The organism is Streptomyces harbinensis, from assembly GCF_900116145.1.
Classification (GTDB): domain Bacteria; phylum Actinomycetota; class Actinomycetes; order Streptomycetales; family Streptomycetaceae; genus Streptomyces; species Streptomyces carpaticus.
In genome coordinates, this window is sequence record NZ_FPAB01000007.1 from 236,174 (window position 1) to 260,017 (window position 23,844).

General features: G+C 72.2%; 22 protein-coding genes and 1 pseudogene. 7 read left to right on the plus strand and 16 right to left on the minus strand.

The window, feature by feature from the left end; all coding sequences use genetic code 11:
- The first annotated feature begins 56 nt into the window (after positions 1-56).
- Positions 57-1,955: a rhamnogalacturonan lyase gene (locus tag BM385_RS20370; protein ID WP_380980019.1), complete on the plus strand. Its 1,899-nt coding sequence runs from the start codon at positions 57-59 to the stop codon at positions 1,953-1,955.
- A 139-nt stretch (positions 1,956-2,094) separates the two neighbouring features.
- Positions 2,095-2,499 (plus strand): rodlin, encoded by a 405-nt coding sequence (locus BM385_RS20375; protein WP_026047394.1) that lies wholly within the window; start codon positions 2,095-2,097, stop codon positions 2,497-2,499.
- Between the two features lie 186 nt (positions 2,500-2,685).
- Here BM385_RS20375 and BM385_RS20380 read toward each other — a convergent pair whose 3' ends face one another.
- Positions 2,686-3,372: a TetR/AcrR family transcriptional regulator gene (locus tag BM385_RS20380; protein WP_019433565.1), complete on the minus strand. Its 687-nt coding sequence runs from the start codon at positions 3,370-3,372 to the stop codon at positions 2,686-2,688.
- A 7-nt stretch (positions 3,373-3,379) separates the two neighbouring features.
- Complete coding sequence (locus BM385_RS20385) at positions 3,380-4,408, minus strand: acyl-CoA desaturase (protein WP_093843925.1); 1,029 nt, start codon at positions 4,406-4,408, stop codon at positions 3,380-3,382.
- A 255-nt stretch (positions 4,409-4,663) separates the two neighbouring features.
- Between BM385_RS20385 and ppc the strand changes: the two genes are divergently transcribed.
- Positions 4,664-7,417 carry a phosphoenolpyruvate carboxylase gene (gene ppc / locus BM385_RS20390; RefSeq protein ID WP_093843926.1) on the plus strand — a complete coding sequence of 918 codons (2,754 nt, stop codon included), beginning with the start codon at positions 4,664-4,666 and terminating at the stop codon, positions 7,415-7,417.
- 127 nt (positions 7,418-7,544) lie between these two features.
- Positions 7,545-8,228 carry a hypothetical protein gene (locus BM385_RS20395; RefSeq protein WP_093843927.1) on the plus strand — a complete coding sequence of 228 codons (684 nt, stop codon included), beginning with the start codon at positions 7,545-7,547 and terminating at the stop codon, positions 8,226-8,228.
- Between the two features lie 10 nt (positions 8,229-8,238).
- Here BM385_RS20395 and BM385_RS20400 read toward each other — a convergent pair whose 3' ends face one another.
- Together BM385_RS20400 and BM385_RS20405 are read right to left on the minus strand one after the other, a co-directional pair.
- Positions 8,239-8,940: a hypothetical protein gene (locus BM385_RS20400; RefSeq protein ID WP_093843928.1), complete on the minus strand. Its 702-nt coding sequence runs from the start codon at positions 8,938-8,940 to the stop codon at positions 8,239-8,241.
- Positions 8,941-9,134: 194 nt separating this feature from the next.
- Positions 9,135-9,371 (minus strand): FitA-like ribbon-helix-helix domain-containing protein, encoded by a 237-nt coding sequence (locus BM385_RS20405; protein ID WP_093843929.1) that lies wholly within the window; start codon positions 9,369-9,371, stop codon positions 9,135-9,137.
- Between the two features lie 160 nt (positions 9,372-9,531).
- Here BM385_RS20405 and BM385_RS20410 point away from each other — a divergent pair, with 160 nt between their 5' ends.
- Positions 9,532-10,506 (plus strand): DMT family transporter, encoded by a 975-nt coding sequence (locus tag BM385_RS20410; RefSeq protein WP_093843930.1) that lies wholly within the window; start codon positions 9,532-9,534, stop codon positions 10,504-10,506.
- A gap of 59 nt (positions 10,507-10,565) precedes the next feature.
- Here the strand turns inward: BM385_RS20410 and pth are convergent, their stop codons facing one another.
- The 6 genes from pth to BM385_RS20440 form a co-directional block, all read right to left on the minus strand.
- Complete coding sequence (gene pth, locus BM385_RS20415) at positions 10,566-11,141, minus strand: aminoacyl-tRNA hydrolase (RefSeq protein WP_093843931.1); 576 nt, start codon at positions 11,139-11,141, stop codon at positions 10,566-10,568.
- Between the two features lie 50 nt (positions 11,142-11,191).
- Positions 11,192-11,782, minus strand: a complete 591-nt coding sequence (locus tag BM385_RS20420; RefSeq protein WP_019433573.1) for a 50S ribosomal protein L25/general stress protein Ctc — start codon at positions 11,780-11,782, stop codon at positions 11,192-11,194.
- A gap of 172 nt (positions 11,783-11,954) precedes the next feature.
- The gene (locus tag BM385_RS20425) at positions 11,955-12,932 is read right to left on the minus strand and encodes a ribose-phosphate diphosphokinase (protein WP_019433574.1); all 978 of its coding nucleotides are present in this window, start codon (positions 12,930-12,932) and stop codon (positions 11,955-11,957) included.
- A gap of 133 nt (positions 12,933-13,065) precedes the next feature.
- A complete protein-coding gene (gene glmU, locus BM385_RS20430) occupies positions 13,066-14,535 on the minus strand; it encodes a bifunctional UDP-N-acetylglucosamine diphosphorylase/glucosamine-1-phosphate N-acetyltransferase GlmU (protein WP_093843932.1) in 1,470 nt (489 codons plus the stop codon).
- A 118-nt stretch (positions 14,536-14,653) separates the two neighbouring features.
- Positions 14,654-17,053, minus strand: a complete 2,400-nt coding sequence (locus BM385_RS20435; RefSeq protein WP_093843933.1) for an SUKH-4 family immunity protein — start codon at positions 17,051-17,053, stop codon at positions 14,654-14,656.
- Positions 17,054-17,060: 7 nt separating this feature from the next.
- On the minus strand, positions 17,061-18,035 hold the full coding sequence (locus BM385_RS20440; protein WP_093843934.1) for an HNH endonuclease: 975 nt from the start codon (positions 18,033-18,035) through the stop codon (positions 17,061-17,063).
- A 164-nt stretch (positions 18,036-18,199) separates the two neighbouring features.
- Between BM385_RS20440 and BM385_RS27935 the strand changes: the two are divergent.
- Together BM385_RS27935 and BM385_RS27940 are read left to right on the plus strand one after the other, a co-directional pair.
- Positions 18,200-18,607, plus strand: a pseudogene (locus BM385_RS27935) (YwqJ-related putative deaminase); the annotation flags it as partial.
- Between the two features lie 162 nt (positions 18,608-18,769).
- Entirely contained in the window at positions 18,770-19,180 is a 411-nt protein-coding gene (locus BM385_RS27940; protein WP_237751361.1) for an SUKH-3 domain-containing protein, read from the plus strand.
- Between the two features lie 30 nt (positions 19,181-19,210).
- Here BM385_RS27940 and BM385_RS20450 read toward each other — a convergent pair whose 3' ends face one another.
- The 6 genes from BM385_RS20450 to BM385_RS20475 form a co-directional block, all read right to left on the minus strand.
- Positions 19,211-20,011 (minus strand): protein kinase family protein, encoded by an 801-nt coding sequence (locus BM385_RS20450; protein WP_093843936.1) that lies wholly within the window; start codon positions 20,009-20,011, stop codon positions 19,211-19,213.
- Between the two features lie 30 nt (positions 20,012-20,041).
- Positions 20,042-20,863, minus strand: coding sequence for an APH(3'') family aminoglycoside O-phosphotransferase (locus tag BM385_RS20455; protein WP_093843937.1), 822 nt, complete (start codon positions 20,861-20,863; stop codon positions 20,042-20,044).
- A 10-nt stretch (positions 20,864-20,873) separates the two neighbouring features.
- Complete coding sequence (locus BM385_RS20460) at positions 20,874-21,113, minus strand: DUF397 domain-containing protein (protein WP_093843938.1); 240 nt, start codon at positions 21,111-21,113, stop codon at positions 20,874-20,876.
- A complete protein-coding gene (locus BM385_RS20465; protein WP_093843939.1) occupies positions 21,110-21,925 on the minus strand; it encodes a helix-turn-helix domain-containing protein in 816 nt (271 codons plus the stop codon). Before BM385_RS20465 ends, BM385_RS20460 begins: the two co-directional genes overlap by 4 nt.
- Positions 21,926-22,138: 213 nt before the next feature.
- On the minus strand, positions 22,139-23,122 hold the full coding sequence (locus tag BM385_RS20470) for a nucleoside triphosphate pyrophosphohydrolase (protein ID WP_093843940.1): 984 nt from the start codon (positions 23,120-23,122) through the stop codon (positions 22,139-22,141).
- Positions 23,119-23,778 carry a SurA N-terminal domain-containing protein gene (locus tag BM385_RS20475; protein WP_093843941.1) on the minus strand — a complete coding sequence of 220 codons (660 nt, stop codon included), beginning with the start codon at positions 23,776-23,778 and terminating at the stop codon, positions 23,119-23,121. The genes BM385_RS20470 and BM385_RS20475 overlap by 4 nt, the downstream gene beginning before the upstream one ends.
- Positions 23,779-23,844: the final 66 nt, after the last annotated feature.

The following is a 23,844-nucleotide window of genomic DNA, read 5'->3' on the forward strand; positions in this document are numbered from 1 at the left end:
TGGGTTGTGGCGACTTCCTTTCGCTGACGTCACCCCCCAACGTCGAGGAGAGAGCCGTGGCACCTCCCCCCTTGTCCCCACGCCGTTCCCGCCGCCGCGCCCGGCTGCTGCTGGGCGCCGCCGTACTCGCCGGTGTGCTGGCCGCGCCGACCGCGCCCGCCGCCGCCGGCGAGGACCCCGGCACCCGTGATGTGTCCGCCGCCGCCTCCCAGCTGGAGAACCTGGACCGCGGCCTGGTCAGCGTGCACTCCGGCGGCAACAACCTGGTCAGCTGGCGCTACCTGGCCACCGACCCCGACAACGTCGCCTTCAATGTCTACCGGGGCAGCGTCAAGGTCAACGACCAGCCCATCACCGGCTCCACCAACTTCCTCCACCGCGACGTCCCCAACAGCGCCGACTACCGGGTGCGGGCCGTCGTGAACGGCGTCGAGCAGGAGTGGTCCCCGCACGCCATCCAGTTCCGCGGCGGCTACCACGACGTGCCCATCCAGCAGCCGCCCGGCGGCTCCGGCTACACCTACCACGCCAACGACGGCTCGGTCGGCGACCTCGACGGCGACGGCCGGCTGGAGATCGTCCTCAAGTGGGACCCGTCCAACTCCAAGGACAACGCCCACGACGGCGTGACCGCCAACACCGTCATCGACGCCTACACCCTCAGCGGCCAGCGGCTGTGGCGCATCGACCTGGGCCGCAACATCCGCTCCGGCGCGCACTACACCCAGTTCCAGGTGTACGACTACGACGGCGACGGCCGCGCCGAGGTGGTCATGAAGACCGCCGACGGGACGGTGGACGGCACCGGCCGGGTGATCGGCAACGCGAACGCCGACTACCGCAACAGCGCGGGCCGCGTCCTGGACGGGCCCGAATACCTCACCGTCTTCAACGGGCAGACCGGCGCCGCCATGGCCACCGTCGACTACGTGCCGGCCCGCGGCAACGTCAGCTCCTGGGGCGACAACTACGGCAACCGGGTGGACCGCTTCCTGGCCGGCACCGCGTACCTGGACGGCTCCCGCCCCTCCATCATCATGGCGCGCGGCTACTACACCCGCACCGTCATCGCCGCCTGGGACTGGCGGAACGGGCAGCTGACCCGGCGCTGGACGTTCGACACCAACAGCTCGACCAACGTCGGACAGGGCTACGACGGGCAGGGCAGCCACAGCCTGTCCATCGGCGACGTGGACGGCGACGGCCGCGACGAGATCGTGTACGGGTCGATGGCGGTCGACGACAACGGCACCCGGCTGTGGACCACCCGCACCGGCCACGGCGACGCCCAGCACCTGGGCAACTTCGACCCGGCCACCCCGGGCCTCGACTACTTCAAGGTCTCCGAGAGCAGCGGGCAGCCCGGTTCGCTCTCCATCAACCCGGCCAATGGCCAGATCCGCTGGCAGACCGCCTCCGGCGGCGACAACGGGCGCGGCGTGGCCGGCAACATCTGGTCCGGCTCGACCGGCGCCCAGATGTGGTCCGCGCGTGACGGGCAGCTGCGCAATGTCAACGGCCAGGAGATCGGCCGCAAGCCCTCCAGCATCAACTTCCTGGTCTGGTGGGACGGCGACCCGGTGCGCGAGCTGCTGGATGACACCCGCATCGACAAGTACGGGCCGAGCGGCGACACCCGGCTGCTGACCGGCTCCGGGGTGGCGTCCAACAACGGCACCAAGGCGACGCCCGTGCTCTCCGGCGACATCCTCGGCGACTGGCGCGAGGAGGTGGTCTGGCGCACCAGCGACAACCGGGCGCTGCGGATCTACTCCACCCCGATCGAGACGGACCGCAAGATCACCACGCTGCTGCACGACCGGATGTACCGCACCGGGCTCGCGTGGCAGAACACCGCCTACAACCAGCCGCCGCACACCAGCTTCTACCTCGGGCACGGGATGGGCACCGCGCCTCGGCCCACCGCCGTCACCGCCTCACCTGTGGGTGAATAGGTAATGGTTCAAGCCTGTATCTCCCCTGAACGGGGCACGTAATAGGTCCGACCGAGTGAACAATGACAACCGAATCCGCTCTGCCGTGTTGTTCAGGATGCTCCCGCAGCGGGGCATCCACACACGGAAGGAACATCTCGTGAACAAGACCCTTGCCACGGTCGCCGTCGCCGTCTCGGCTGTTGGTATGGCGGGCGCGGCCGCTGCTCCGGCGATGGCGGTCGAGGACCAGCTGGGCCCGATCTCCAGCAACGGGAACGCCTCGGACCAGATCTACGGCAACACCACGACCAGCGGCAAGTTCTCCCCGAACTTCGCGCTGATCAACGGTTCGCTGAACAAGCCGTGCATCGCGGTTCCGCTGAACAGCGTCGACGTCCAGAACGTCGTCGGCCTGGTCAACGTCGGCATCCAGGACCTGCTCACCCAGAAGCAGAACCAGACCTGCGCCGAGAACTCCAGCTCCGTCCAGGGCGACGCCCCGCTGTCGCACCTGCTCAACGGCCTGGGGATCCTCGGCTACAACGGTGTCGACAACGGCTGACCCAGCCCCGGTTGACCAAGTCCGCCGGGAACACCGGCGCCCGGGCCGTACGACCTCCGGTACGGCCCCGGCGCCACCCGGCGGCAATGCCCCGCATCAGAACCGCCCCCCGGCTGCGCGAGCGGCCGGGGGGCGGTTCCCTTTCCGGTACCTGCCTGCAGACGGGCACGGCACGGGCGCGGGCGCTCACACCCGGCGGTGGCCCACCAGGCGCGGGTGGTGCTCAAGACCCTGGAGGCCGTTCCAGGCGAGATTCACCAGGTGCGCCGCCACCTCCGACTTCCTCGGCCGCCGCACGTTCAGCCACCACTGCCCGGTCAGCGCCACCATCCCCACCAGCGCCTGCGCGTACATCGGGGCGAGCTTCGGGTCGAAGCCGCGCGCCTTGAACTCCAGGCCCAGGATGTCCTCGACCTGGGTGGCGATGTCCCCGATGAGGGAGGCGAAGGTGCCGGTGGACTGGGCCACCGGGGAGTCGCGCACCAGGATGTGGAACCCGTCGGTGTACTTCTCGATGTAGTCCAGCAGGGCGAACGCCGCCTGCTCGCACAGTTCGCGCGGGTGCCCGGCGGTGAGCGCGCTCTGCACCATGTCCAGCAGCCGGGTCATCTCGCGGTCCACGACGACCGCGTACAGCCCCTCCTTGCCGCCGAAGTGCTCGTAGACCACCGGCTTGGAGACGCCGGCCTTCGCCGCGATCTCCTCCACCGAGGTGCCCTCGAAGCCGCGCTCCGCGAACAGGGTGCGACCGATGTCGAGCAACTGCTCACGGCGCTCGGTGCCGGTCATCCGCCGGCGCGCGCGCCGGGGCGGACGCTCCTTGCCCCGGACCGCTCGCTCCTTGCCGTTGCTGCTGCTCTCGTCGGTCGCCACCCCACCATCATGCCGTCTTGGCGGGCTCGGCTTCCCCGGGGTTTGCCTGCGGAGTCTCCGGAGCACGCCGCGCGGCGAGCCGTTCGGGCTTCGGCCAGCGCACGTCGTACACCCAGCCGGCCTTCTCGAACCAGCGGATCAGCCGGGCGCTGGAGTCCAGCTGGCCCCGGTCGACGCCGTGCCGGGCGCAGGTCGGATCGGCGTGGTGCAGGTTGTGCCAGGACTCGCCGCAGGAGAGCACGGCCAGCCACCAGACGTTGCCGGACCGGTCCCGGGAGCGGAACGGCTGCTTGCCGGTGGCGTGGCAGATCGAGTTGATCGACCAGGTGACGTGGTGCAGCAGCGCCACCCGCACCAGCGACCCCCAGAAGAACGCGGTGAGCGCGCCCTGCCAGGACCAGGTGGCCAGGCCGCCGATCAGCGGCGGCAGCAGCAGTGACACCGCCGTCCACAGCACGAACTGCCGCGAGACCCGGCGGACGTCCGGGTCCTTGATCAGATCCGGTGCGTACTTGTGCTGCGGGGTCTGCTCCACGTTGAACAGCCACCCGGTGTGCGCCCACCACAGGCCCTTGAGCAGCGCCGGGACGCTCTCCCCGTACCGCCAGGGGGAGTGCGGGTCGCCCTCGGCGTCCGAGTGCTGGTGGTGCTTGCGGTGGTCGGCGACCCAGCGCACCACCGGGCCCTCCAGCGCCAGCGAGCCGGCGATGGCCAGGGCGATGCGCAGCGGGCGCTTGGCCTTGAACGCGCTGTGGGTGAAGTGCCGGTGGAAGCCGACGGTGATGCCGTGGCAGCCGATGAAGTAGAAGGCGACGAGCAGGCCCAGGTCGAGCCAGCTCACCCCCCAGCCCCAGGCGAGCGGGACGGCGGCGAGCAGGGCGAGGAAGGGCAGGACGATGAAGACGGCGAGGGCCGCCTGTTCCACCGAACCGCGCCGCTCACCGCCCAGCGTGCCGGACAGGGGCGGGGATTCGGCGGGTGCCGCGGGGTCCGGGGACGCCGCCTTATTGGGTACGAGGTCGGGAGTGGTCGTCATGAGGCAGCGTTCCTCGGGTGAGGGAAATGGGGAAAGGGGGGTACGTAGAGGCTGATGTCGCCCACTACGGCTTACCTACGGGACCGTAACCTACGGCGACGTAAGTATCGCAATCCGTGAGGTCATCTCACGCCCTGAAGCCCCCCGGCCCGCCGGGGGCGGCCTCATTACCATGGGGGTCCGTCGGACAGCGCGGTCCGTGACCTGCCAGATTCTCGTCCATTCAGGTTCATTCAGCTGCGAGGAGCCGCAACTGTGAGCAGTGCCGACAGCAAGCCGGAGAGAACAGAAAGCCCCGAAAGTGGGAGCGCGCTGCGCGCGGACATCCGCCGTCTGGGGGATCTCCTGGGGGAGACGCTGGTCCGGCAGGACGGCCCCGAACTGCTGGATCTCGTCGAGCGGGTGCGGTCCCTGACCCGTACCGACGGCGAGGCCGCCGCCGCCCTGCTGGGGGACACCGACCTCCAGACCGCGGCCAAGCTCGTACGGGCGTTCTCCACCTACTTCCACCTGGCGAACGTGACCGAACAGGTGCACCGGGGACGCGAACTCGCGGCCCGGCGCGCCGCCGAGGGCGGGCCGCTGACGCGCACCGCCGACATGCTCAAGGACGCCGACCCGGCCCATCTGCGGCAGACCGTGGCCCACCTCGGCGTCCGCCCGGTGTTCACCGCCCACCCCACCGAGGCGGCCCGCCGCTCGGTCCTCACCAAGCTGCGCAAGATCGCCGAACTCCTGGAGCGGCCGGAGAGCGAGCTGGGTCCGGACCGCCGCCGCACCGAACTGCGGCTGGCCGAGAACATCGACCTCATCTGGCAGACCGACGAACTGCGCGTCACCCGCCCCGAGCCCACCGACGAGGCGCGCAACGCCGTCTACTACCTGGACGAGCTGCACCACGGCGCCGTCGGCGACCTGCTGGAGGACCTGGCGGACGAGCTGGAGCGGGCCGGCGCCCCGCTGCCGCCCGGCTCCCGCCCGCTGACGTTCGGCACCTGGATCGGCGGCGACCGCGACGGCAACCCCAACGTCACCCCGTCCGTCACCTGGGACGTGCTGCTGCTCCAGCACGAGCACGGCATCACCATGGCGCTGGACCACATCGACGAACTGCGCAGCGCCCTGTCGAACTCCATCCGCAACAGCGGCGCCACCGAGGAACTGCTGGCCTCGCTGGCCGCCGACCTGGAGGCGCTGCCGGAGATCACCCCGCGCTACAAGCGGCTCAACGCCGAGGAGCCCTACCGGCTCAAGGTCACCTGCGTACGGCAGAAGCTGCTCAACACCCGCGCCCGGCTGGCGGCCGGCGCCGCGCACGTCCCCGGGCACGACTATCTGGGCACCGGGGAGCTGCTGGCGGACCTCGCCCTCGTCCAGCGCTCGCTGCGCGAGCACCGCGGCGGGCTCATCGCGGACGGCCGCCTGGAGCGGCTGATCCGCACCGTGGCCGCGTTCGGGCTCCAGCTGGCCACCATGGACGTGCGCGAGCACGCCGACGCCCACCACCACGCGCTCGGCCAGCTCTTCGACCGGCTCGGCGAGGAGTCCTGGCGGTACGCCGACATGCCGCGCGAGTACCGCACCAAGCTGCTCGCCAAGGAGCTGCGCTCGCGCCGCCCGCTGGCCCCCTCCCCGGCCCCGCTGGACGCGGCGGGCGCCAAGACGCTCGGCGTCTTCGGCACCATCGGCAAGGCGCTGGACGCCTTCGGCCCGGAGATCATCGAGTCCTACATCATCTCCATGTGCCAGGGCGCGGACGACGTGTTCGCGGCGGCGATCCTGGCCCGCGAGGCCGGGCTGCTCGACCTGCACGCGGGCTGGGCGAAGATCGGCATCGTCCCGCTGCTGGAGACCACCGACGAGCTGCGGATCGCGGACGAACTGCTGGACGCGATGCTCTCCGACCCCTCCTACCGGCGGCTGGTGGCGCTGCGCGACGACGTGCAGGAGGTCATGCTCGGCTACAGCGACTCCTCCAAGTTCGGCGGGATCACCACCTCCCAGTGGGAGATCCACCGCGCCCAGCGCCGGCTGCGCGACGTCGCGCACCGGCACGGGGTCCGGCTGCGGCTCTTCCACGGCCGTGGCGGCACCGTGGGCCGCGGCGGCGGGCCGACCCAGGACGCGATCCTGGCGCAGCCGTGGGGCACGCTGGAGGGCGAGATCAAGGTGACCGAGCAGGGCGAGGTCATCTCCGACAAGTACTTGGTGCCCTCGCTCGCCCGGGAGAACCTGGAACTGACGGTCGCCGCCACCCTCCAGGCGTCCGCGCTGCACACCGCGCCCCGCCAGTCGGACGAGGACCTGGCGCGCTGGGACGCGGCGATGGACACCGTCTCGGAGGCGGCGCACGCCACCTACCGGAAGCTGGTGGAGGACCCGGACCTGCCCGCGTACTTCTTCGCGGCGACCCCGGTCGACCAGCTGGCGGAGCTGCACCTGGGCTCGCGCCCCTCGCGCCGGCCGGACTCGGGCGCGGGCCTGGACGGGCTGCGGGCGATCCCGTGGGTGTTCGGCTGGACGCAGTCCCGGCAGATCGTGCCGGGCTGGTTCGGCGCCGGCTCCGGGCTGAAGGCGGCCCGCGAGGCGGGCCTGGAGGACACCCTCGCCGAGGCGTTCAACCGCTGGCACTTCTTCCGCAACTTCCTGTCCAACGTCGAGATGACGCTGGCCAAGACGGACCTGCGGATCGCCCGGCACTACGTGGACACCCTGGTGCCGCGCGAGTTGCAGCACATCTTCGACGTGATCGAGGCGGAGCACGCGCTCACCGTCTCCGAGGTGCTGCGCATCACCGGTGAGTCGGAGCTGCTGGACGCCAACCCGGCGCTCCAGCGCACGCTGCGCATCCGGGACGCCTACCTGGACCCGATCTCCTACCTCCAGGTCTCGCTGCTGCACCGGCAGCGGGAGGCGGCCGAGCGGGGCGAGGCCCCCGACCCGCTGCTGACCCGGGCGCTGCTGCTGACGGTCAACGGCGTGGCGGCCGGCCTGCGCAACACCGGCTGACGGCCCCGCCCCCGTCGTCCCCACGGCCCCGTCCGGCACGCTGTGCCCGGCGGGGCCGTCCGGCGCCAACAGGGCGGCTGGATAGGGTGTTTGAGTCAAACACTCAAGGGGAAACGGGGAGTTGCCCGTGCGTGGGACCAAGATGCTGCCGGTGACCGCGGCAGCCTTTCTGCTGGCTCTGACGACCGCGTGCGGAGGGGGCGACGGGTCGGACTCCGACACCGACGCCGCCTCCGGCACGCCGGAGCCGGAAGTGACCGCCGACTCGGACCAGGAGCCGGCCGGAGAAAACGAGACCGAGGAGGAGAGCGCGCCGGAGCAGGACTCCGCGCTGGCGCTCGGGGAGTCCTCGGGCCCGGTGCCGTTCGTCATCGAGCACAGCGACGGCGAGCGCTGGGAAGCCACGGTGGAGGTCACCGTGGACCGGGTGGAACTGGGGGAGAACGCCGCACTGGAAGGCCACTTCGACGCCGAGGACGTGGAAGGGCTGCGACCGGCCGCCGTCTACATCACCCTCGCGCACGTGAGCGGTGACGACCTGACGTACAACTACGCCGGTACCAATCTGCGGGTGCGCACGGCCGAGGGCGAGAGTTCGACCGAGATCGCCATGATCGGCAACCTCCAGTTCGAGGGCGCCTGCTCCGACGACGTCGGCAGCCCGCAGGAGGAACTGCCGGCCGGGGCCGTCATCGAGAAGTGCAAGACGGTGCTGGTGCCCGAGGACAGCGATCCGGCGGAGGTCGAGATCTACATGGGCCCCAGCTACTTCCGCTCGGATCCGGCCAACCTGATCTGGAACCTGGCCTGATCGCCCCCGGTCAGCGGACCGGGTACAGGCTGAATCCGTAGTAGGCGATGACCTCGGCCCGGTCCAGGACCAGCCGCACCGGGTGACCGGGCGGCAGGGCCGGGCCGGGGATCGCCGGCGGGGGGTGGGGGAGCCGGCCGTGCGGCAGCACGGTGGTGTGCGGCTTGTCGGTGGGGGTGTGGACGGTGAGGGCCAGGTCCGCGCCGGGCGGCAGGGGCTGGGCAACCCAGTGCAGTTCGTCCGGGTCGGCGGTGATCAGGCGGGCGGCGGAGCCGTCCGGGAGGGTGGCCTCCAGCCGGTAGTAGCTGTAGCCGCTGTCACCGCTCAGCGCGGTGGCCGGCCGGCGCAGCGCGTCCAGACCGGCGCGCGCGGCCGGATGCTCCGGATCGGCGCGCAACACGCCCCGGTACAGGTGCAGGGCCTCGCCCTGGCGGCGGGCGAGGGCGGAGCCGGGGTCCCCGAGGAGGTAGGACCACTCGATTTGCTGGGCCAGCACCCCGGCCAGCAGGACGGCGGCCTCGGCGTCCCCGGGCCGCGCGGTGAGCGCCGCCCGCAGCCAGGGCTCACCGGGCCAGTGGCGTAACGGCCACGCCGCGCCGTCGGCCCCGTCCGGCAGGAGACACAACAACCGCCCCAACTCCCGCGCCGCCCGCGGATTCCCGGTCACGGCCTCGTTGTGCAGGGCGGCCAGCCGGTTGTCATCGATCACCACGTCCGCACCCTACCGAGCCCCGGAGGACACGACGTCCGCCCCGGCCAGAGGGTTCGTGCCGCTGGCATATCGGTGGCCGAAACAACATGGAGAACGGGCCCCGCACCGGCTACTGTCAGCACCATGAGTGCTGATGCGCCTGACAGTCGCCTGCCAGGGGCGTGCAGGACGCGCACGCGAGTCGTCCAGAACGATCACTGTCGCGCCTCGCGGGTCTCCGCGATCACCTTCAGGATGTCGTCTCTGGTGACCGAGGTACGTGCGGCGATGGCTCGGGCCTCGGCGGCGGCCTCCTCGGGTGTCGGGGTGGCGGCTTCGCTGTCCAGTAACTGGCGGATGTACGCCTGGAGCGACAGGCCCGCCCTGGCGGCACGGACCTTCAGGGTGGTGAGGGTGTCGTCCGACACCTCTCGTACATGAAGGCTTGCCATGCAAGCACTATGCATCCCTTGGTGCCGCTGTGCACCGCCCATCGATGCATGGTGCTGCCGCTGGCCCAGTGCGGCCGTTGCGGTATCGGAGGGGGCGCATCGGTAACGGGTGGTCAAAGGGCGTTGAGAAAGCATCGGTCGGCGATCTACTGTCAGCACCATGAGTGCTGATGCGCCTGACAGTGGGCGTCAGAAGTGGCTGGCGCTGGGCGCCGCCGGGGTGACCGTGGTGTTGTGGGCCTCGGCTTTCGTCTCCATCCGCAGCGCCGGTGAGGCGTACTCGCCCGGGGCGCTCACCCTCGGGCGGCTGCTCGCCGCCGTGCTGGCGCTGGGGGCCGTGTGTCTGGTGCGGCGGGTGGGGTGGCCGTCCCGGGCGGCGTGGCCGTGGATCGCGGCCTCCGGCTTTCTGTGGTTCGGCGTCTACAACGTCGCCCTCAACTGGGGAGAGCAGGAGGTGGACGCCGGGACCGCCGCCATGCTGGTGAACATCGCTCCGCTGCTGGTCGCCCTGATCGGCGGCCGGATGCTCGGCGAGGGACTGCCGCGCACCCTGCTGGCCGGAATGGGGCTGTCGTTCCTGGGCGCCGTGGTCGTCGGGGTGTCCATGTCCGGTGACGGCGACGCCTCCGCCCTCGGGGTGCTGCTGTGCCTGGTGGCCGCCGTGACGTACGCCGCCGGGGTGGTGCTCCAGAAGCCCGCGCTCGGGCACGCCGGGCCGCTCCAGGTGGTCACCTTCAGCGCGCTCGTCGGCCTCGTGGCCGCCCTGCCCTTCAGCGGCGCGCTGGTCTCCGAGATCGCCGACGCGCCCGCGTCCGCGACGCTCAACATGATCTATCTGGGCCTGTTCCCCACCGCCCTGGCCTTCACCACCTGGGCGTACGCCCTGGCCCGCACCACCGCCGGACGGATGAGCGCCACCACCTATGTGGTGCCCGCCCTGGTGGTGCTGATGTCCTGGGTGCTGCTCGGCGAAGTCCCCGGCCTCTTCGGCCTGCTGGGCGGCGCCCTGTGCCTCGCTGGCGTCGCCGTCTCCCGGTACCGCCCCCGGACGGACGCGGCCCCGCCCCCGGCCGATGCCGCCGTGGCGGCGCGGGACGCCGGGCAACCGGGAGAGGTCGGTCAACCGGCCCGCTGACGCTCCATGAGCCTTCCCAACAGGAACGAACGCCCCCGCCCGCGCCGGATGAGGTGCGGTCAGCCGTTGTACGTGCCCTGTGCCCGGTCCAGGCCCTCGGTGATCAGGGCTTCCACGGCGTCCGCCGCGCGGTCCACGAAGTAGTCGAGTTCCTTGCGTTCGGCCGACGAGAAGTCCTTGAGCACGAACGCCGCCACGTCCATCCGGCCCGGGGGCCGGCCCACCCCGAAGCGGACCCGGTAGTACTCCCGGCCCAGCGTCGCGGTCAGCGACTTCAGCCCGTTGTGGCCGTTGTCCCCGCCGCCGCGCTTGAGGCGCAGGACGCCGTAGCCGATGTCGAGTTCGTCGTGGATGGCGACGACCCGCTCGGCCGGGATCTTGTAGAAGGCGCTGAGCGCGCCGGTCGGGCCGCCGGACAGGTTCATGTACGTCATCGGCTTGGCCAGCACGACCCGGTGCCCGGCCAGCCGGCCCTCCGCCACCAGCGCGCGGGACTTGTGCGCCTTGAAGCGCGCGCCGATCCGGTCGGCCAGCAGATCGGCCACCATGAAGCCCACGTTGTGGCGGTTGCCCGCGTAACCCGGACCGGGGTTGCCCAGGCCGGCGATCAGCCAGGGGGAGGTGCTTTCCGTCATGTCTGCATCCTTCCATTCCCGCCGTCACCGGCCCGGGCGCAGCCCGTGCGTCAGGCGGACGCCTCTTCGCCCTCGCCCGCGCCACCGGCGGCCGGCTCCTCGGCCTGCGGCTGCACGACCTGCACGACGATGTCGTCGCCGTCGATGGCCAGCGAGGTGCCCTTGGGCAGCGGCACGTCCTTGGCCAGCACCGAGTCACCGATGGTCAGGCCCTGCACGGACACGGTCAGGGACTGCGGGATGTCGGTGGCCTCGGCCTCGACCGGCAGCGCGGACAGCACGTGCTCCAGCAGGCCGCCGCCCGGCGCCAGGTTGCCCTCGACGTTCAGCGGGACCTCGACGGAGACCTGCTCGCCGCGCTTGACGACCAGCAGGTCGAGGTGGACGAGGAAGCCCTTCAGCGGGTCGCGCTGGACGGCCTTGGGGATCACCAGTTCCTGGCGGCCCGCGATGTCCAGGGTGATCAGCACGTTGGAGTTCTTCAGCGCCAGCATGGTGGCGTGGCCCGGCAGGGTCACGTGGACCGGGTCGGTGCCGTGACCGTAGATGACGGCCGGGACCTTGTCGGCGCTGCGGATGCGGCGCGAGGCGCCCTTGCCGAACTCCTCGCGGACCTCGGCCTCGATCTTCACATCGGCCATGGTGGTTCTCCCTCTGGCTCGGGTGGTGGACAAACACACAACTGTCACCCGGCCCGTGATGGGACCTGCCGCGTGGAACACGAGCGCGTCGATTACGGACGACCCCGGGGGGCCTCCCTCGCCGAGCAACCCGGGCAGTGTACCCGGCGGGGGAGGCGCCGCAGGAATCGTGTTACGCGTTGCCCTCGAACAGGCTGGTCACCGAGCCGTCCTCGAAGACCTCGCGCACCGCGCGCGCGATGGTCGGCGCCATCGACAGCACGGTGATCTTGTCCAGCTCCACCTCGCTCGGGGTGGGCAGCGAGTTGGTGAAGATGAACTCGGAGACCTTGGAGTTCTTCAGCCGGTCCGCCGCCGGACCCGACAGCACCCCGTGGGTGGCCGCCACGATGACGTCCTCCGCGCCGTTGGCGAACAGCGCGTCCGCCGCCGCGCAGATGGTGCCGCCGGTGTCGATCATGTCGTCGACCAGCACGCACACCCGGCCGTTCACGTCGCCGACGACCTCGTGCACCGTCACCTGGTTCGCCACGTCCGGGTCACGCCGCTTGTGGACGATCGCCAGCGGGGCGCCCAGCTTGTCCGCCCAGCGGTCCGCGACCCGCACCCGGCCGGCGTCCGGGGAGACCACCGTCAGCTTGGCGTGGTCCACCCGGCCCGCGATGTAGTCGGTGAGGACCGGCAGCGCGAAGAGGTGGTCGACCGGGCCGTCGAAGTAGCCCTGGACCTGGTCGGCGTGCAGATCCATGGTGATGATCCGGTGCGCGCCGGCCGTCTTCAGCAGATCCGCCATCAGCCGGGCCGAGATGGGCTCGCGGCCCCGGTGCTTCTTGTCCTGCCGGGCATAGCCGTAGAACGGAATGATCACGGAGATACTGCGCGCGGAAGCCCGTTTGAGAGCGTCGATCATGATCAGCTGTTCCATGATCCAGGTATTGATCGGCGCCGTGTGGCTCTGGATCAGAAAACAGTCGGCACCGCGCACCGACTCCTGAAAACGTACATAGATCTCGCCGTTCGCGAATTCCCGAGCCGTGGTCGGGACCAGCGCCACGCCCAATTCGGCGGCGACCTCCTTCGCCAACTCGGGGTGGGCGCGCCCGGAGAAGAGCATCATCTTCTTCTCGCCGGTCGTCTTGATCCCGGTCACAGTGTGTCTCCTTGGAGTCCGCTTCTGCGCGTATCGGCCCGTTCGGGGCACCTCTACGGTACTTCCCGCCCATCGCGCCCCTTGGCGCGGTTCGCCCTGCGGACGGCGGCCGGTCCCGTACCCGACCTGCTGATCAGAGCTCCGCCGGCTTGTCCACGTCCGCCAGGAGCGCCGCCTCGGCCGCCCGCGCGGCTGGCGAATCGGGCCGCCTGCGGGCCACCCAGCCCTCCACATTCCGCTGCTGGCCGCGCGCCACCGCCAGCGAACCCGGCGGTACGTCCTTGGTGATCACCGAACCCGCCGCCGTATAAGCACCGTCCCCGACCGTGACAGGCGCCACAAACATATTGTCCGAGCCGGTCTTGCAGTAAGAACCGATCGTGGTGTGATGCTTCGACTCCCCGTCGTAGTTCACGAACACACTCGCGGCACCGATGTTCGTGAAGTCACCGATCGTGGCGTCCCCGACATAGGAGAGATGCGGCACCTTCGTGCCCTCGCCCACCGTGGAGTTCTTCATCTCCACGAACGTGCCGGCCTTGGCGGAGCGGCCCAGCACCGTACCGGGGCGCAGGTAGGCGTACGGGCCCACGCTGGCGCCGTCGCCGATCCGCGCGCTGTCCGCCACCGTGTTGTTCACCGTGGCGCCCTCGCCCACCGAGGTGTGCGCCAGCCGCGTGTTCGGGCCGATCTCGGCGCCGCCGCCGATGTGCGTGGTGCCCAGCAGTTGCGTCCCCGGGTGGATCACCGCGTCCGGCTCGAAGGTGACCGTCGCGTCGATGAACGTCGTGGCCGGGTCCACCACCGTCACCCCGGCGAGCATCGCCCGCTCCAGCAGCCGGTCGTTCAGCAGCCGGCGGGCCGCCGCCAGCTGCACCCGGTTGTTGATCCCGGCGATCTCCGCGTGATCGGCCGCCCGCGCCGCGCCCGCCCGGTGCCCGGCCGCGCGCAGGATGCCCAGCACGTCGGTCAGGTACTCCTCGCCCTGGCTGTTGTCCGTGGACAGCTGCCCCAGCGCCTCGGCCAGCAGCCGCGCGTCGAACGCGAACACCCCCGAGTTGATCTCCCGGATCGCCCGCTGCTCCTCGGTCGCGTCCCGCTGCTCCACGATCGCGGTCACCGCGCCGCCGGCCGCGCCGTCCTCGCGCACGATCCGGCCGTAGCCGGTGGGGTCGGGCACCTCGGCGGTCAGCACCGTGACCGCGTTGCCCTCCGCCGTGTGCACCCGGGTCAGCTCCGCCAGCGTGGCCGCCGTCAGCAGCGGGGTGTCCCCGCAGGTCACCAGCACCGTGCCGGACAGCTCACCGGCCCCGCCCAGCTCGGCCAGCGCCACCCGCACCGCGTGCCCGGTGCCGTTCTGCTCCTCCTGCACCGCCGTCAGCGCCGCCGGGGCGATCTCCGCCAGATGCGCGGCCACCCGCTCGCGGGCGTGGCCCACGACCACGACCAGCCGCTCCGGGTCCAGCTCACCGGCGGCGGCCACCACGTGGCCCACCAGCGACCGGCCGCAGATCTCGTGCAGCACCTTGGGGGTCGCGGATTTCATGCGGGTCCCCTCACCCGCTGCGAGAACGATGACGGCTGCCGGGCGAACGGAACTCACGTGACTGTGCCCTTCGAAGGAGATGGCCGGTTCCCGCAGGATAACCGCAGGACCCCCGGCCGGGGGTCCCGCGGCGTGGGGCCGCCGGGGCAGCCGGCCGGAGCGGCCCGTCAGCCGGTCAGAGCAGCCCGTCCCACATCTGCTCCAGCAGCACCGACCACCAGTTCTCCGGGTCGGCGACCGCCTGCGGGTCGAGCGAGGCCAGCTGCGCCTGGAAGTCCGTCGTCCAGCGTCCGGCCTGCTCCGGGTTGAGCCCGTACCGCAGCCGCCACATCCGCCCCAGCAGCGCCAGACAGCGCACGAACTGCGGCAGCGAGGCGTTCACGAACTGCGGCGCCACCGGCGCCCCGCCCGGGCCCGCCTCCAGCGGCACGGCCACGATGTGCGCCGTGCCGTACTGCACACACAGCTGCTTGCCGAAGTCGGTGCCCATCACCAGGTACGAGCCGGCGTCCGGCGCCGGCTGCACCCCGCGCTCCGCCGCCACCTCGGCCAGCGTCGGCACCAGCCGGCCCGGCTGCGCGTACGCCCAGAACAGCGGCGCGATCTCCAGCGGCAGCCCGGCCCAGAGCAGGGTGTGCGCCACGATCTCCGGCACGCCCTGCCGGGACACCGACTGCTGGTCGTAGCGGAAGACGGCCTGCGGGCCGTACGCCTCGGCCAGCTCCTGGCCGATCACGTCCAGGCCGACCGCCGGGGCCGGCTGCTGCTGCGGCAGCGGCGCCCGCACCGGCGCGGAGCGCGGCGGGCCGTCCGCGAACTGCTGGAGCTCGTCCTGGTGCTCCACCAGATGCCGCACCCCGGCCTGCCGGGTGGCGTGGTCGTGGCCGTACGAGGCGGTGTGCGTGATGCGCACCTGCGGCCAGTTGTCGCGGATCATGCGGGCGCAGTAGCCGCCGGGCAGCTCGCAGGACTGGAGCTCGGTGTGCAGTTCGAGAACCTGCTGCGGCGGCACGTTCATGGCGTGCAGCTCGTGCAGCAACTGCCACTCGGGGTGCGGCATGCCGGGCGCCGAGCGGCGGATCAGCTGCTGCTCGGAGCCGTCGGGCGCGCGGTAGCGCAGCACCGCCATGTAGCCGGAGCCGACGGTCGGCATGCCGGGCGGCGGATAGCCGTACCCCTGGGAGGGCGGCCCGTGCTGCGCGGGCGGCGGCGGGGTGCCCGGGCCGCCGGGAGCCTGGATGGCCGGGCCGGGCGGCGGGGGCGGTGGGGTGCCGTGCCCGGGGCCAGCCGGGGCCGGCGGCGGGAACGGTACGCCGCCGGTGTCCCCGGCGCCGGGTGCTGCGGGTGCGCCCGGGGTTCCCTGGGCTCCGGGGGTGCCCGGCGCGGGCGAGAGCATCGTCGCGGCGGCGTGCACATTGCCGCTGCCCACCCCGCCGATGCCGCCGATGCTGCCGGGCGGCGGCACGGACGGGTTCGGCTCGGTGGGCCGGGAGGCCGCCGCCTTCAGCGCGGCGATCTCCTCCGGGGAGACCTGCTGGGTGGGGATGTAGGCGTCGCTGCCGCCGCCGGAGGTGCCGGGCGCCGGCGGCGCGCCGGGGGCGGGCGGCGGGGGGAGCGGCAGGCCGGGCGGGGCCGGCGGCGGGCCGCCCTGCGGCGCGGTGGGCGCCATGGCCGCCTTGGCGGTGTCGGCGGACGCCAGATCGGCGGCGCCGCCCGGGGTCCCGCCCGGCAGCGCGGGCGCCGGCGGCACCGGCGGCAGCCCCGGCGGCGGGGTGGCGGCCGGCGGCAGCGCGTCGTGCAGCTGCGTCTTGGGCAGCGCGCTGCCCTGCGGCATCACCGAGGTACGGGCCTCCGAGGCGGGCTGCGCGGGCGGCTCGGCGCCGCCCCCGGTCCCGCCGAGCCCGGCCGGGGGCTCGCGGTCCAGCACCACGGGGGGCGAGAAGACGGTGGCGGGCGGGGCCACGGACGGGATGTCCGTACCGCTGCCCGAGGTGTCGGTGGCGTCCCACACCGAGCCGCCGGAGGACGGCGGGCCGCCGGTGTCGGTCCCGGCCCACGGGTCCGGGTCCGGGGCGGCCTCGGGCTCGGCGGCGGCCACGGGCGCGGCCACCGGCTCCGGCGCGGGTTCGGGTTCCGGCGCGGCGGCCGACGCGGCGACGGGCTCCGGTACCGGCTCCGGCTCCGCCTCGGCCTCGGCCGCCGCCCGTGCCTCCGCCTTCGCCTCCGCCTCGGCGTTCGCCCGGTCGGCGGCCTCCTTGAGCCAGTCCGGCGGCGTCAGCAGGAACGACGTCGCCTCCACATCGATGCGCGGCGGCTCGGCGGCCGGCACCGGGGCGGACTGGCTGCCGCCGTACGCCTCCTCGTACCGCCGTATCACCTCGCTCACCGGCAGCGCGGGCCACAGCGTCGACTCGCCGCTGTCCCGCGCGATCACCAGCTTGCCGCCGCAGTCCTCGGCCCAGGCGACGAAGCCCAGATCGAACTCGCGCACCCGCACCTCGCGGCTGCGCTCCCCGGTGGCGGAGCCGTTCACCCAGCGGTCGGCGCGCTCCTGCGCCTGTGCGAAGGTCACCATCGCCGCCTCACCCCTCCACCGGGACGGCGCGGGCGAAGCCGCCGTCCACCATCAGATCGGCCACCGTCTCCAGCTCCGGCGGCGAGCCCGCCAGCCGCAGCAGGAAGTCGTCGAAATCGGTGCCGCACGGCAGCAGCAGGGTCTCCACCCGCTCCTGGACGGTCAGCCCGTCGCGGTCCCGGGCGTCGTCGTAGGCGCACAGCCACACCGAACCGGTGTCCTCGCCCTTGACCTTCACCGCGAGGATGCCGCCGTTGACGAACGCGACCCCGAGATAGTCCTTGGTCAGATGATCACGCAGACATTTGTTGATGTAGACGAGATCGTTGACCGCCGCCTCCTCCCTCAGGGTGAAGAACGGCTGGTCGATCAGCAGCCCCAGCTCCGCGTCCAGCGCCAGCCCCACCGGGGCGCAGCCACCGGCCGCCTTGAGGAACGAGCGGTACGCGCCCGGCAGCGCGTACCCCAGCTTCTCCTCGGCCGCGCGCAGCCGGTCCTCCTCCACCGCCACCGAGTACGGGGCGGCGAAGTGGGCCGGCTTGGGGTCCTGGAGCGGACGGGTACCGCGCTTGTCCTGGTCCACGGCGGTGGTCGCGAGCCCCGCGTGATGCCGCAGCAGCGCCTTCACCTCGACCGGGACCAGCTCAAGGCGCCGGGTGCGGGCCACGTGGTGCCAGGTCCAGCCGTGCGGCGTGGCCACCGGCGGCAGATCGGCCCACAGCTCGTGCCCGGCGGCGTGCAGCGCGGCGTTCGCCGACACGTAGTCGGTCAGCCGCAGCTCGTCGATGCCGAAGCCCTCGGGCGGTTCGGCGATCTCGGCGGCGGCTCTGGCGAACGGGGAGAAATCCGGATACCCCTCCGCGTCCACCCGGACGCCCTGCGGATAGCGGGCCGCCCGTACCGGGTCCGGGAACTGCACCAGCTGTCCCGCATAGGCCCCGTTCGGTGGCGCGGCATGCTGCCCGAGCCGACCTGTCGTCATGGCGTTTGGCCCCCTGCTGCTCCTACACGCGGTCACGCTGTTCCGCACAGCCTACGAGGTCCATGTGTCATGGGCACCGCCCCCGGGCGCCTTAACCGGTCGTGACAACGGCTTGTGGCAAGCTGATCGGCAGGGTGGGGAGAACCGGGGGAGAAAGCGCGAGGATGCCGGTGACGCTGGATCTTGACAGCCAGGACGGCCCGGCGGACGCCGGGCCCGCCGCCCCCGTACTCCGGCACCGGCGGGACGGCATCCTGCCCACCACCGCCGCCGCCCTCCTCCTGCCCGGCCACGCACACCCGCTCAAGGGCGCCGCCGTGCACCGCTCGGCCCCTGACGCGCCGCGCCTGCACCCGCAGGTGCGCCGGTTACTGGACGGACTCGGCCCCGCCGACCGCGAACGGCACGCGGGCCGCTGCCCCGAGGCCGCGCTGATCTCCCGGTACCTGAACGAGGGCGGCGACGCCCGGCACCTGCGCGGCGCGGAGATCACCACCCGGCACATCAGGGAGGACGGCGACCCGCAGCACGGCAGGTACGCCCCGCACTGCCGCTCCTGCGCGGCGCTGCTGGGGCACTTCGGCGTGCAGAGCGTGAGCGGCGGCGAGCCGGACACCGGACTGACCGGCCCCACCCTGACCCTGCGGCTCCCGGACGGCGAACCACCGCAGGCGCCCGGCGATCTGGACCTGGACCAGGCCCTCGGCTACGCGGGCTGGCACCCCGGCCGCCGCATGACCGAACAGGCCGAACGCTGGGCCGACACCCTCAGCGGCCACCGCTCACCACAGGGCCACCCGCATGTGCTGTTCCCGGCGGCATTCGAGACCTGGGCGGAGTACGGCGGCCTGCGGCTGCACCCGATGGGACCGGGCCACTGGTACGCACCCGGCTCGGTGGTCATCGACCCACTGCGCGGCCTGCACTGGGCCCGCACCCTCGGCGACCTGGGCCGCGCCCTGGACACCGACCTGTGCCCCCTGGGCGCGGAGGGCGGCGGCACCGCCCTGCTGGCGATGGACCGCGAGGCACGGATATACGCCCTGGACCACACCGGCGACTGGTACCTGGGCCCCGACCTGCGCACGGCCCTGATCACCCTCCTCACCGGAGGCCGCCCGGTCCGGCTGCTCAGCCCCGAGTAGAGCGCGTGCCGCCCGGCGGTGGGCAAGGGCCTACGCCGGGTCCAGCCCACGGTGGGCGGCCCAGGCGGAGGCGGTGTCCGCCATGGCCTTCAGCCAGTGCTCGTCCGGGTTACGCGCCGCCTGGTGCCCCATCATGCGGGCGGTGGCGACCGCGAAGGCATCGACGGCCCCGGGGTCGGCGCTCGCCCAGCCCTCGCAACCGGACGCCCAGCCCTCCGCGCTCTCCGGCTTGTGCCCGGCCGCGATCAGCTGGAGCACGAGCATGGCCGGGTCGATGAACGCCGCGCCACGGGTGGGCCAGGCCCAGTCCACGACCCAGGGGCGCTCGGGCCCGCGCAGGAGGTTTGCCGGGTTGATGTCCGCGTGCACCAGACAGTCCCCCTGGAACAGCGGCGCGGCGCCCCTGTCGGCCCACCAGTCCCAGCGGGTTTCGTGCCAGTCCCGGGCGACGTGCGGGAGTTCCAGCGCCCCGATGCGGCGGACGAGGTCCACGATCACCGGCAGATCCGGAGAGCCGGGGGAGAAGTCCGTCTCCCGGCAGTCGACCAGCTCGAAGCCGAGGACGATCCACTCCGCGTCCTCGACCGCCCACAGCAGCGCCGGGGAGAGGGAGCGGACGAACGGGTTGATCGCCCGCTCCCGCAGCAGCTGATCCCGCCGACCACCCGGACGGTTCCGCATCGCCTTGACGAAGAACCGCCCCTTCTCGCCGGTGACGACCGCCAACAGGTCGGTGCTGAACCCACGCCCATCGGGCGGGCCCACCCGCACGATCCGGCCGGTGTGCGGCCGGATCAGCGCCAGGACTTGGGGGTCCGGATCGACAGCCACAAGGGCTCTCCCTTCGCGGATGGCAACTGCTCAGCCCCAGGTGAGCGGGTCGAGATGCCGATAGAACCGCTCGCGGCCGGGGTCGTGCGCGATCCCGTACCGGCGGGTGAAGGACGCGGCACCGTCCAGCCCCGCCTCACGCGCGGTGCCGAACAGCAGCGCCAGATCGGCGTACGGGTCGGCCCGGCCGAGCCGCCCGAGGTCGATGAAGCCGGTCACGCGGGCGGTGTCCGGGTCCAGCAGGATGTTGGGCAGCGTCAGATCCCCGTGACAGACGACCGCGTCGTCGGCCTCCTGCGCCAGCCGGTGGTCCAGCTGCGGGGTGAGGCGGGCGAGCAGTTCGGCCGGGGGTGTGCCCCGCTGCTCCTCGGACAGGAACTCCGGGTTCACCGCCCCACGGGCCACCACGTCCCGCGCCAGCCGGTACATGGTGCGCAGATCCCGGCCGGCCGGACACCCGGCGAGCGGCAACCCGTGCAACGCACGTACGGCATCGGCGATCGCCTCCCAGGCGGCGCGCAGCGTACCGATCCCCACCTGATCGGCGGGCACGCCCGGTACGGCGCTGGTCACCAGGACGGCCCCGTCATCCGTATCCCGCCAGTCCAGCACCCGGGGCCCCGGAATCCCCTGGCCGGCGAGCCAGATCACCCGGTCCCGCTCGCCCGCGAGCGCCGAACGTTCGGCGCCGGTCACGGACTTGGCGTACCGCCCGCCATCGGCGGACCGGAACACGGCGGCCCCCGACTCGCCGGTGGTCACCGGCTGCCAGGGCCCGGCGGAGGGCCAGAGATCATCGGGACGCGTCACCCGGCCGACCCTAGGCCCCGGGCAGGGGCCGGGCCAGCGGATTTCAGCGGTGTCAGCGGAGGGAGCCGAGGAACGCGGTGAAGGCGGCGGGCCGGAAGGTGAGGTGGGGGACGCTGGTGGGGCGCTTGCTGTCCCGGACGTGCACGGAGGCGGGAGTGGCGGCGATCTCGACGCAGGCGCCGCCCTCGCCGTTGCTGTAACTGGACTTGTGCCAGCCGAGGGCGACTTCGACGCAGGCGCCGCCTTCGTCGTCGCTGTAACTGGACTTGAACCAGTGCAGCTCGCTGCTCATCCCTCGGCCACCATTCGCTCGATGAAGCGCGCCGACTCAGCGCAATCCAGGGCTTCTCCTCGGATCATCCCATAGCGCTGTGCTTGTGTGCTCACCTCGTCCGGGTCTGAAGTCAGCTGGCTCTGCGACTGTCCCTCGAAGTAGACGAAGTGCTCGTGTTCGGCAGTCTCCAGCAGCACCATCGGCCCGTTCAGCGCCGGGGGGATGGTCCGGTCGAACGGCAGCACATGAATGGCCACATTGTGCGGAGCCCCGGCGTCCAACAGGTGCAGCAGTTGCCTGCGGTGGACTTCCGGACCACCGATGGCAGCTCGCAGAGCTGCCTCGTAGATGACGAAGTTGAACGCGACTGGTGGTGTGCGGGTGAGCAGAGCCTGGCGCTCCATCCTCCCTGCTACTCGCTCTGCCACGGTCTCCTCGTCCAGCGGAGGGCAGCGACCACTGATGAGGGCCAATGCGTACTCCTCTGTCTGGAGCAGCCCTGGGATCAGGGCGTTTTCATACCAGTTCAGGAGGATGGCCTGGTCCTCGTAGATCATGAAATCCATTGCACGAACCGGGAACTTGTCCCGCTTCAAGTGGCTCAGTCCCGCCAGCAGGATGCCCTTCGCGCCGAACATCTCGTCGGCGATCTCCGCCATCCGCGCGGGCACCTTCCGGCGGCCCTGTTCCACGGACTTCACCATGTCCACGGAGTAACTGGTCGCTTCCGCCACCGTCTCGCGCCGTACCTGTGCGGCCTGGCGCCAGAGTTGGAATTGCTGGCCGAAGTAGCGGTAAGTGGTCGGAAGTTCGGAAATCTCGTCGGACATACGCCCTGCCTTCCCTCACGCGGCGCGTATCAGCCGTCCCCTGGGCCCCGTGTCCGCCCGCCGTACCCGCCTGGTCACTGCCTGCGAGTATCCGTGCGGTGATCGACTCATATCTACTGATCGGCGAAACTTCCGCCCGTTCGAGGGGCGATACGGCAACGCGCCGAGCACCGGGTTGACGATTCTGCCCTTCCGGTTGCCCTTCCGGGCTGTTCAGTCGGTGGTGGCGGTCTCCGTCGCGCGGATCGCGTCGCGGTAGGCGCGGGCCGTCGCGCGCAGGGCCGTCTCGGGGTCCACGCCCGCCGCTTCCGCCTCCGCCGCCAGGGCCAGCAGCCGGGCGCCGAAGTCGGCCGGGCCGGCCGAGACCGGGGGTTCGACGGGGAGGTCCGCCGTGCGGGCGCGGCCCGCCAGTTTCGCGGCCAGGGCCAGGGCCGGCTGGCCGAGCGGGACGCCCTCGGTCACCGAGGCGCGGCGCTTCTCCTCCGCCTTGGTGCGCAGCCACAGCGCGCGCACCTCCTCGGGCGTATCCGCCCGCTCGTCGCCGAAGATGTGCGGGTGGCGGTGGATCAGCTTGGCGACCAGGCCGCCCGCCACGTCGTCGATGTCGAACGGTTCCTCGGCGTCCTCGGCCGCGATGCGGGCGTGGAAGACCACCTGGAGCAGGACGTCGCCCAACTCCTCGCGCAGTTCGGTCCGGTCGCCGTCCTCGATGGCCTCGACCAGTTCGTACATCTCCTCCAGGCCGTGCTTGGCCAGGTCCCGGTGGGTGCGGGTGGAGGACCAGGGGCACTCGGCGCGGATGCGGTCCATGACCTCCACGAGGTCGAGCAGCCGGGCGCCGGGCAGGTCGTACGCGCCGGGCAGGAGTTCCAGCGCGGGCATGGTGTGGCGGCCGGAGCCGGCCAGGGTGGCCAGTTCGGCGGTCAGCCGGCTCTCGCCGTCCGCGCCGGCCAGCACCACGGCCGTCCGGCCGCCCGCGCACTCCGCCATCAGACCGGTGGCGCCGGGCGCCGGGCCGGCCGCCGTCACCCCGGCTTCCTTGAGGTAGGGGAGCAGCGGGTGGCCGTCGCGCGCGTACACCCGGTCGGCGGCGCGCAGAAGCTCCCAGGCGGGCCAGGAGAGCAGTCCGGGCGCCACCCGGTGGCTGGTGGTGAGCAGGACGATACGGCCGGGGTCTGCGGCTGCGGCGGAGGTCACCCGTCGAGCGTAACCGGCTGCTGATCGCGGTCGGTGGTGCGCAGCCACGGCTCGTCCAGATCGACCAGGGAGACGAGCTGGGCGTCCCAGGTGCCGTAGCGGGGGTTGATCTCCACGCCGGCCTCGTCGGCGGTCTCCGCGAGCAGCTGCCCGATCTTCTCGCCGCCCATCGGGTCCTCCAGCACGCCGAGCCGTTCCGCGATGCCCTGGATCTGGAGGTTGCTGCGCAGTACGTCGTCGATCTGCTCGGCGGTGAGCGGCAGCCCGCCCTGGCCGCTGATGGCGCTCTGGGCGAGGGCGTCGGGGCCACCCGCGTTGGCCTCGGCGTCGGCGCGGGCCTCCTGGACCTGGCGGCGGGTGATGTCCACGCCCTGCGACTGGGCGGCGCGGTCCACGACCTGGAGGTAGACGAGGAAGTTGACGGTTTCCCTCGTGAGGGTGCTGCTGGCGGCGATGAGCTGGTCGGCGTCGGGCTGGTCGCGCTGGGCGGCGCGGACCGCGTCGACGTGGCCCTGGACCTGGGAGATGGAGATGCGCTCCCCGCCGACCACGGCCGCCGCTCCCGGATGGGCGCCGGTGGAGCAGCCGGTCAGCAGCGGTGCGGCCACCAGGACGGCGGCGGCGGTGACGGACAGGGCAGTGGTGCGGCGCTTCATTGCGGCTCCCCGCTGGTGGCGTGGTGTCCGGGTGTCGGGTGGGTCCGGTGCGGTTGGGTCAGTCGA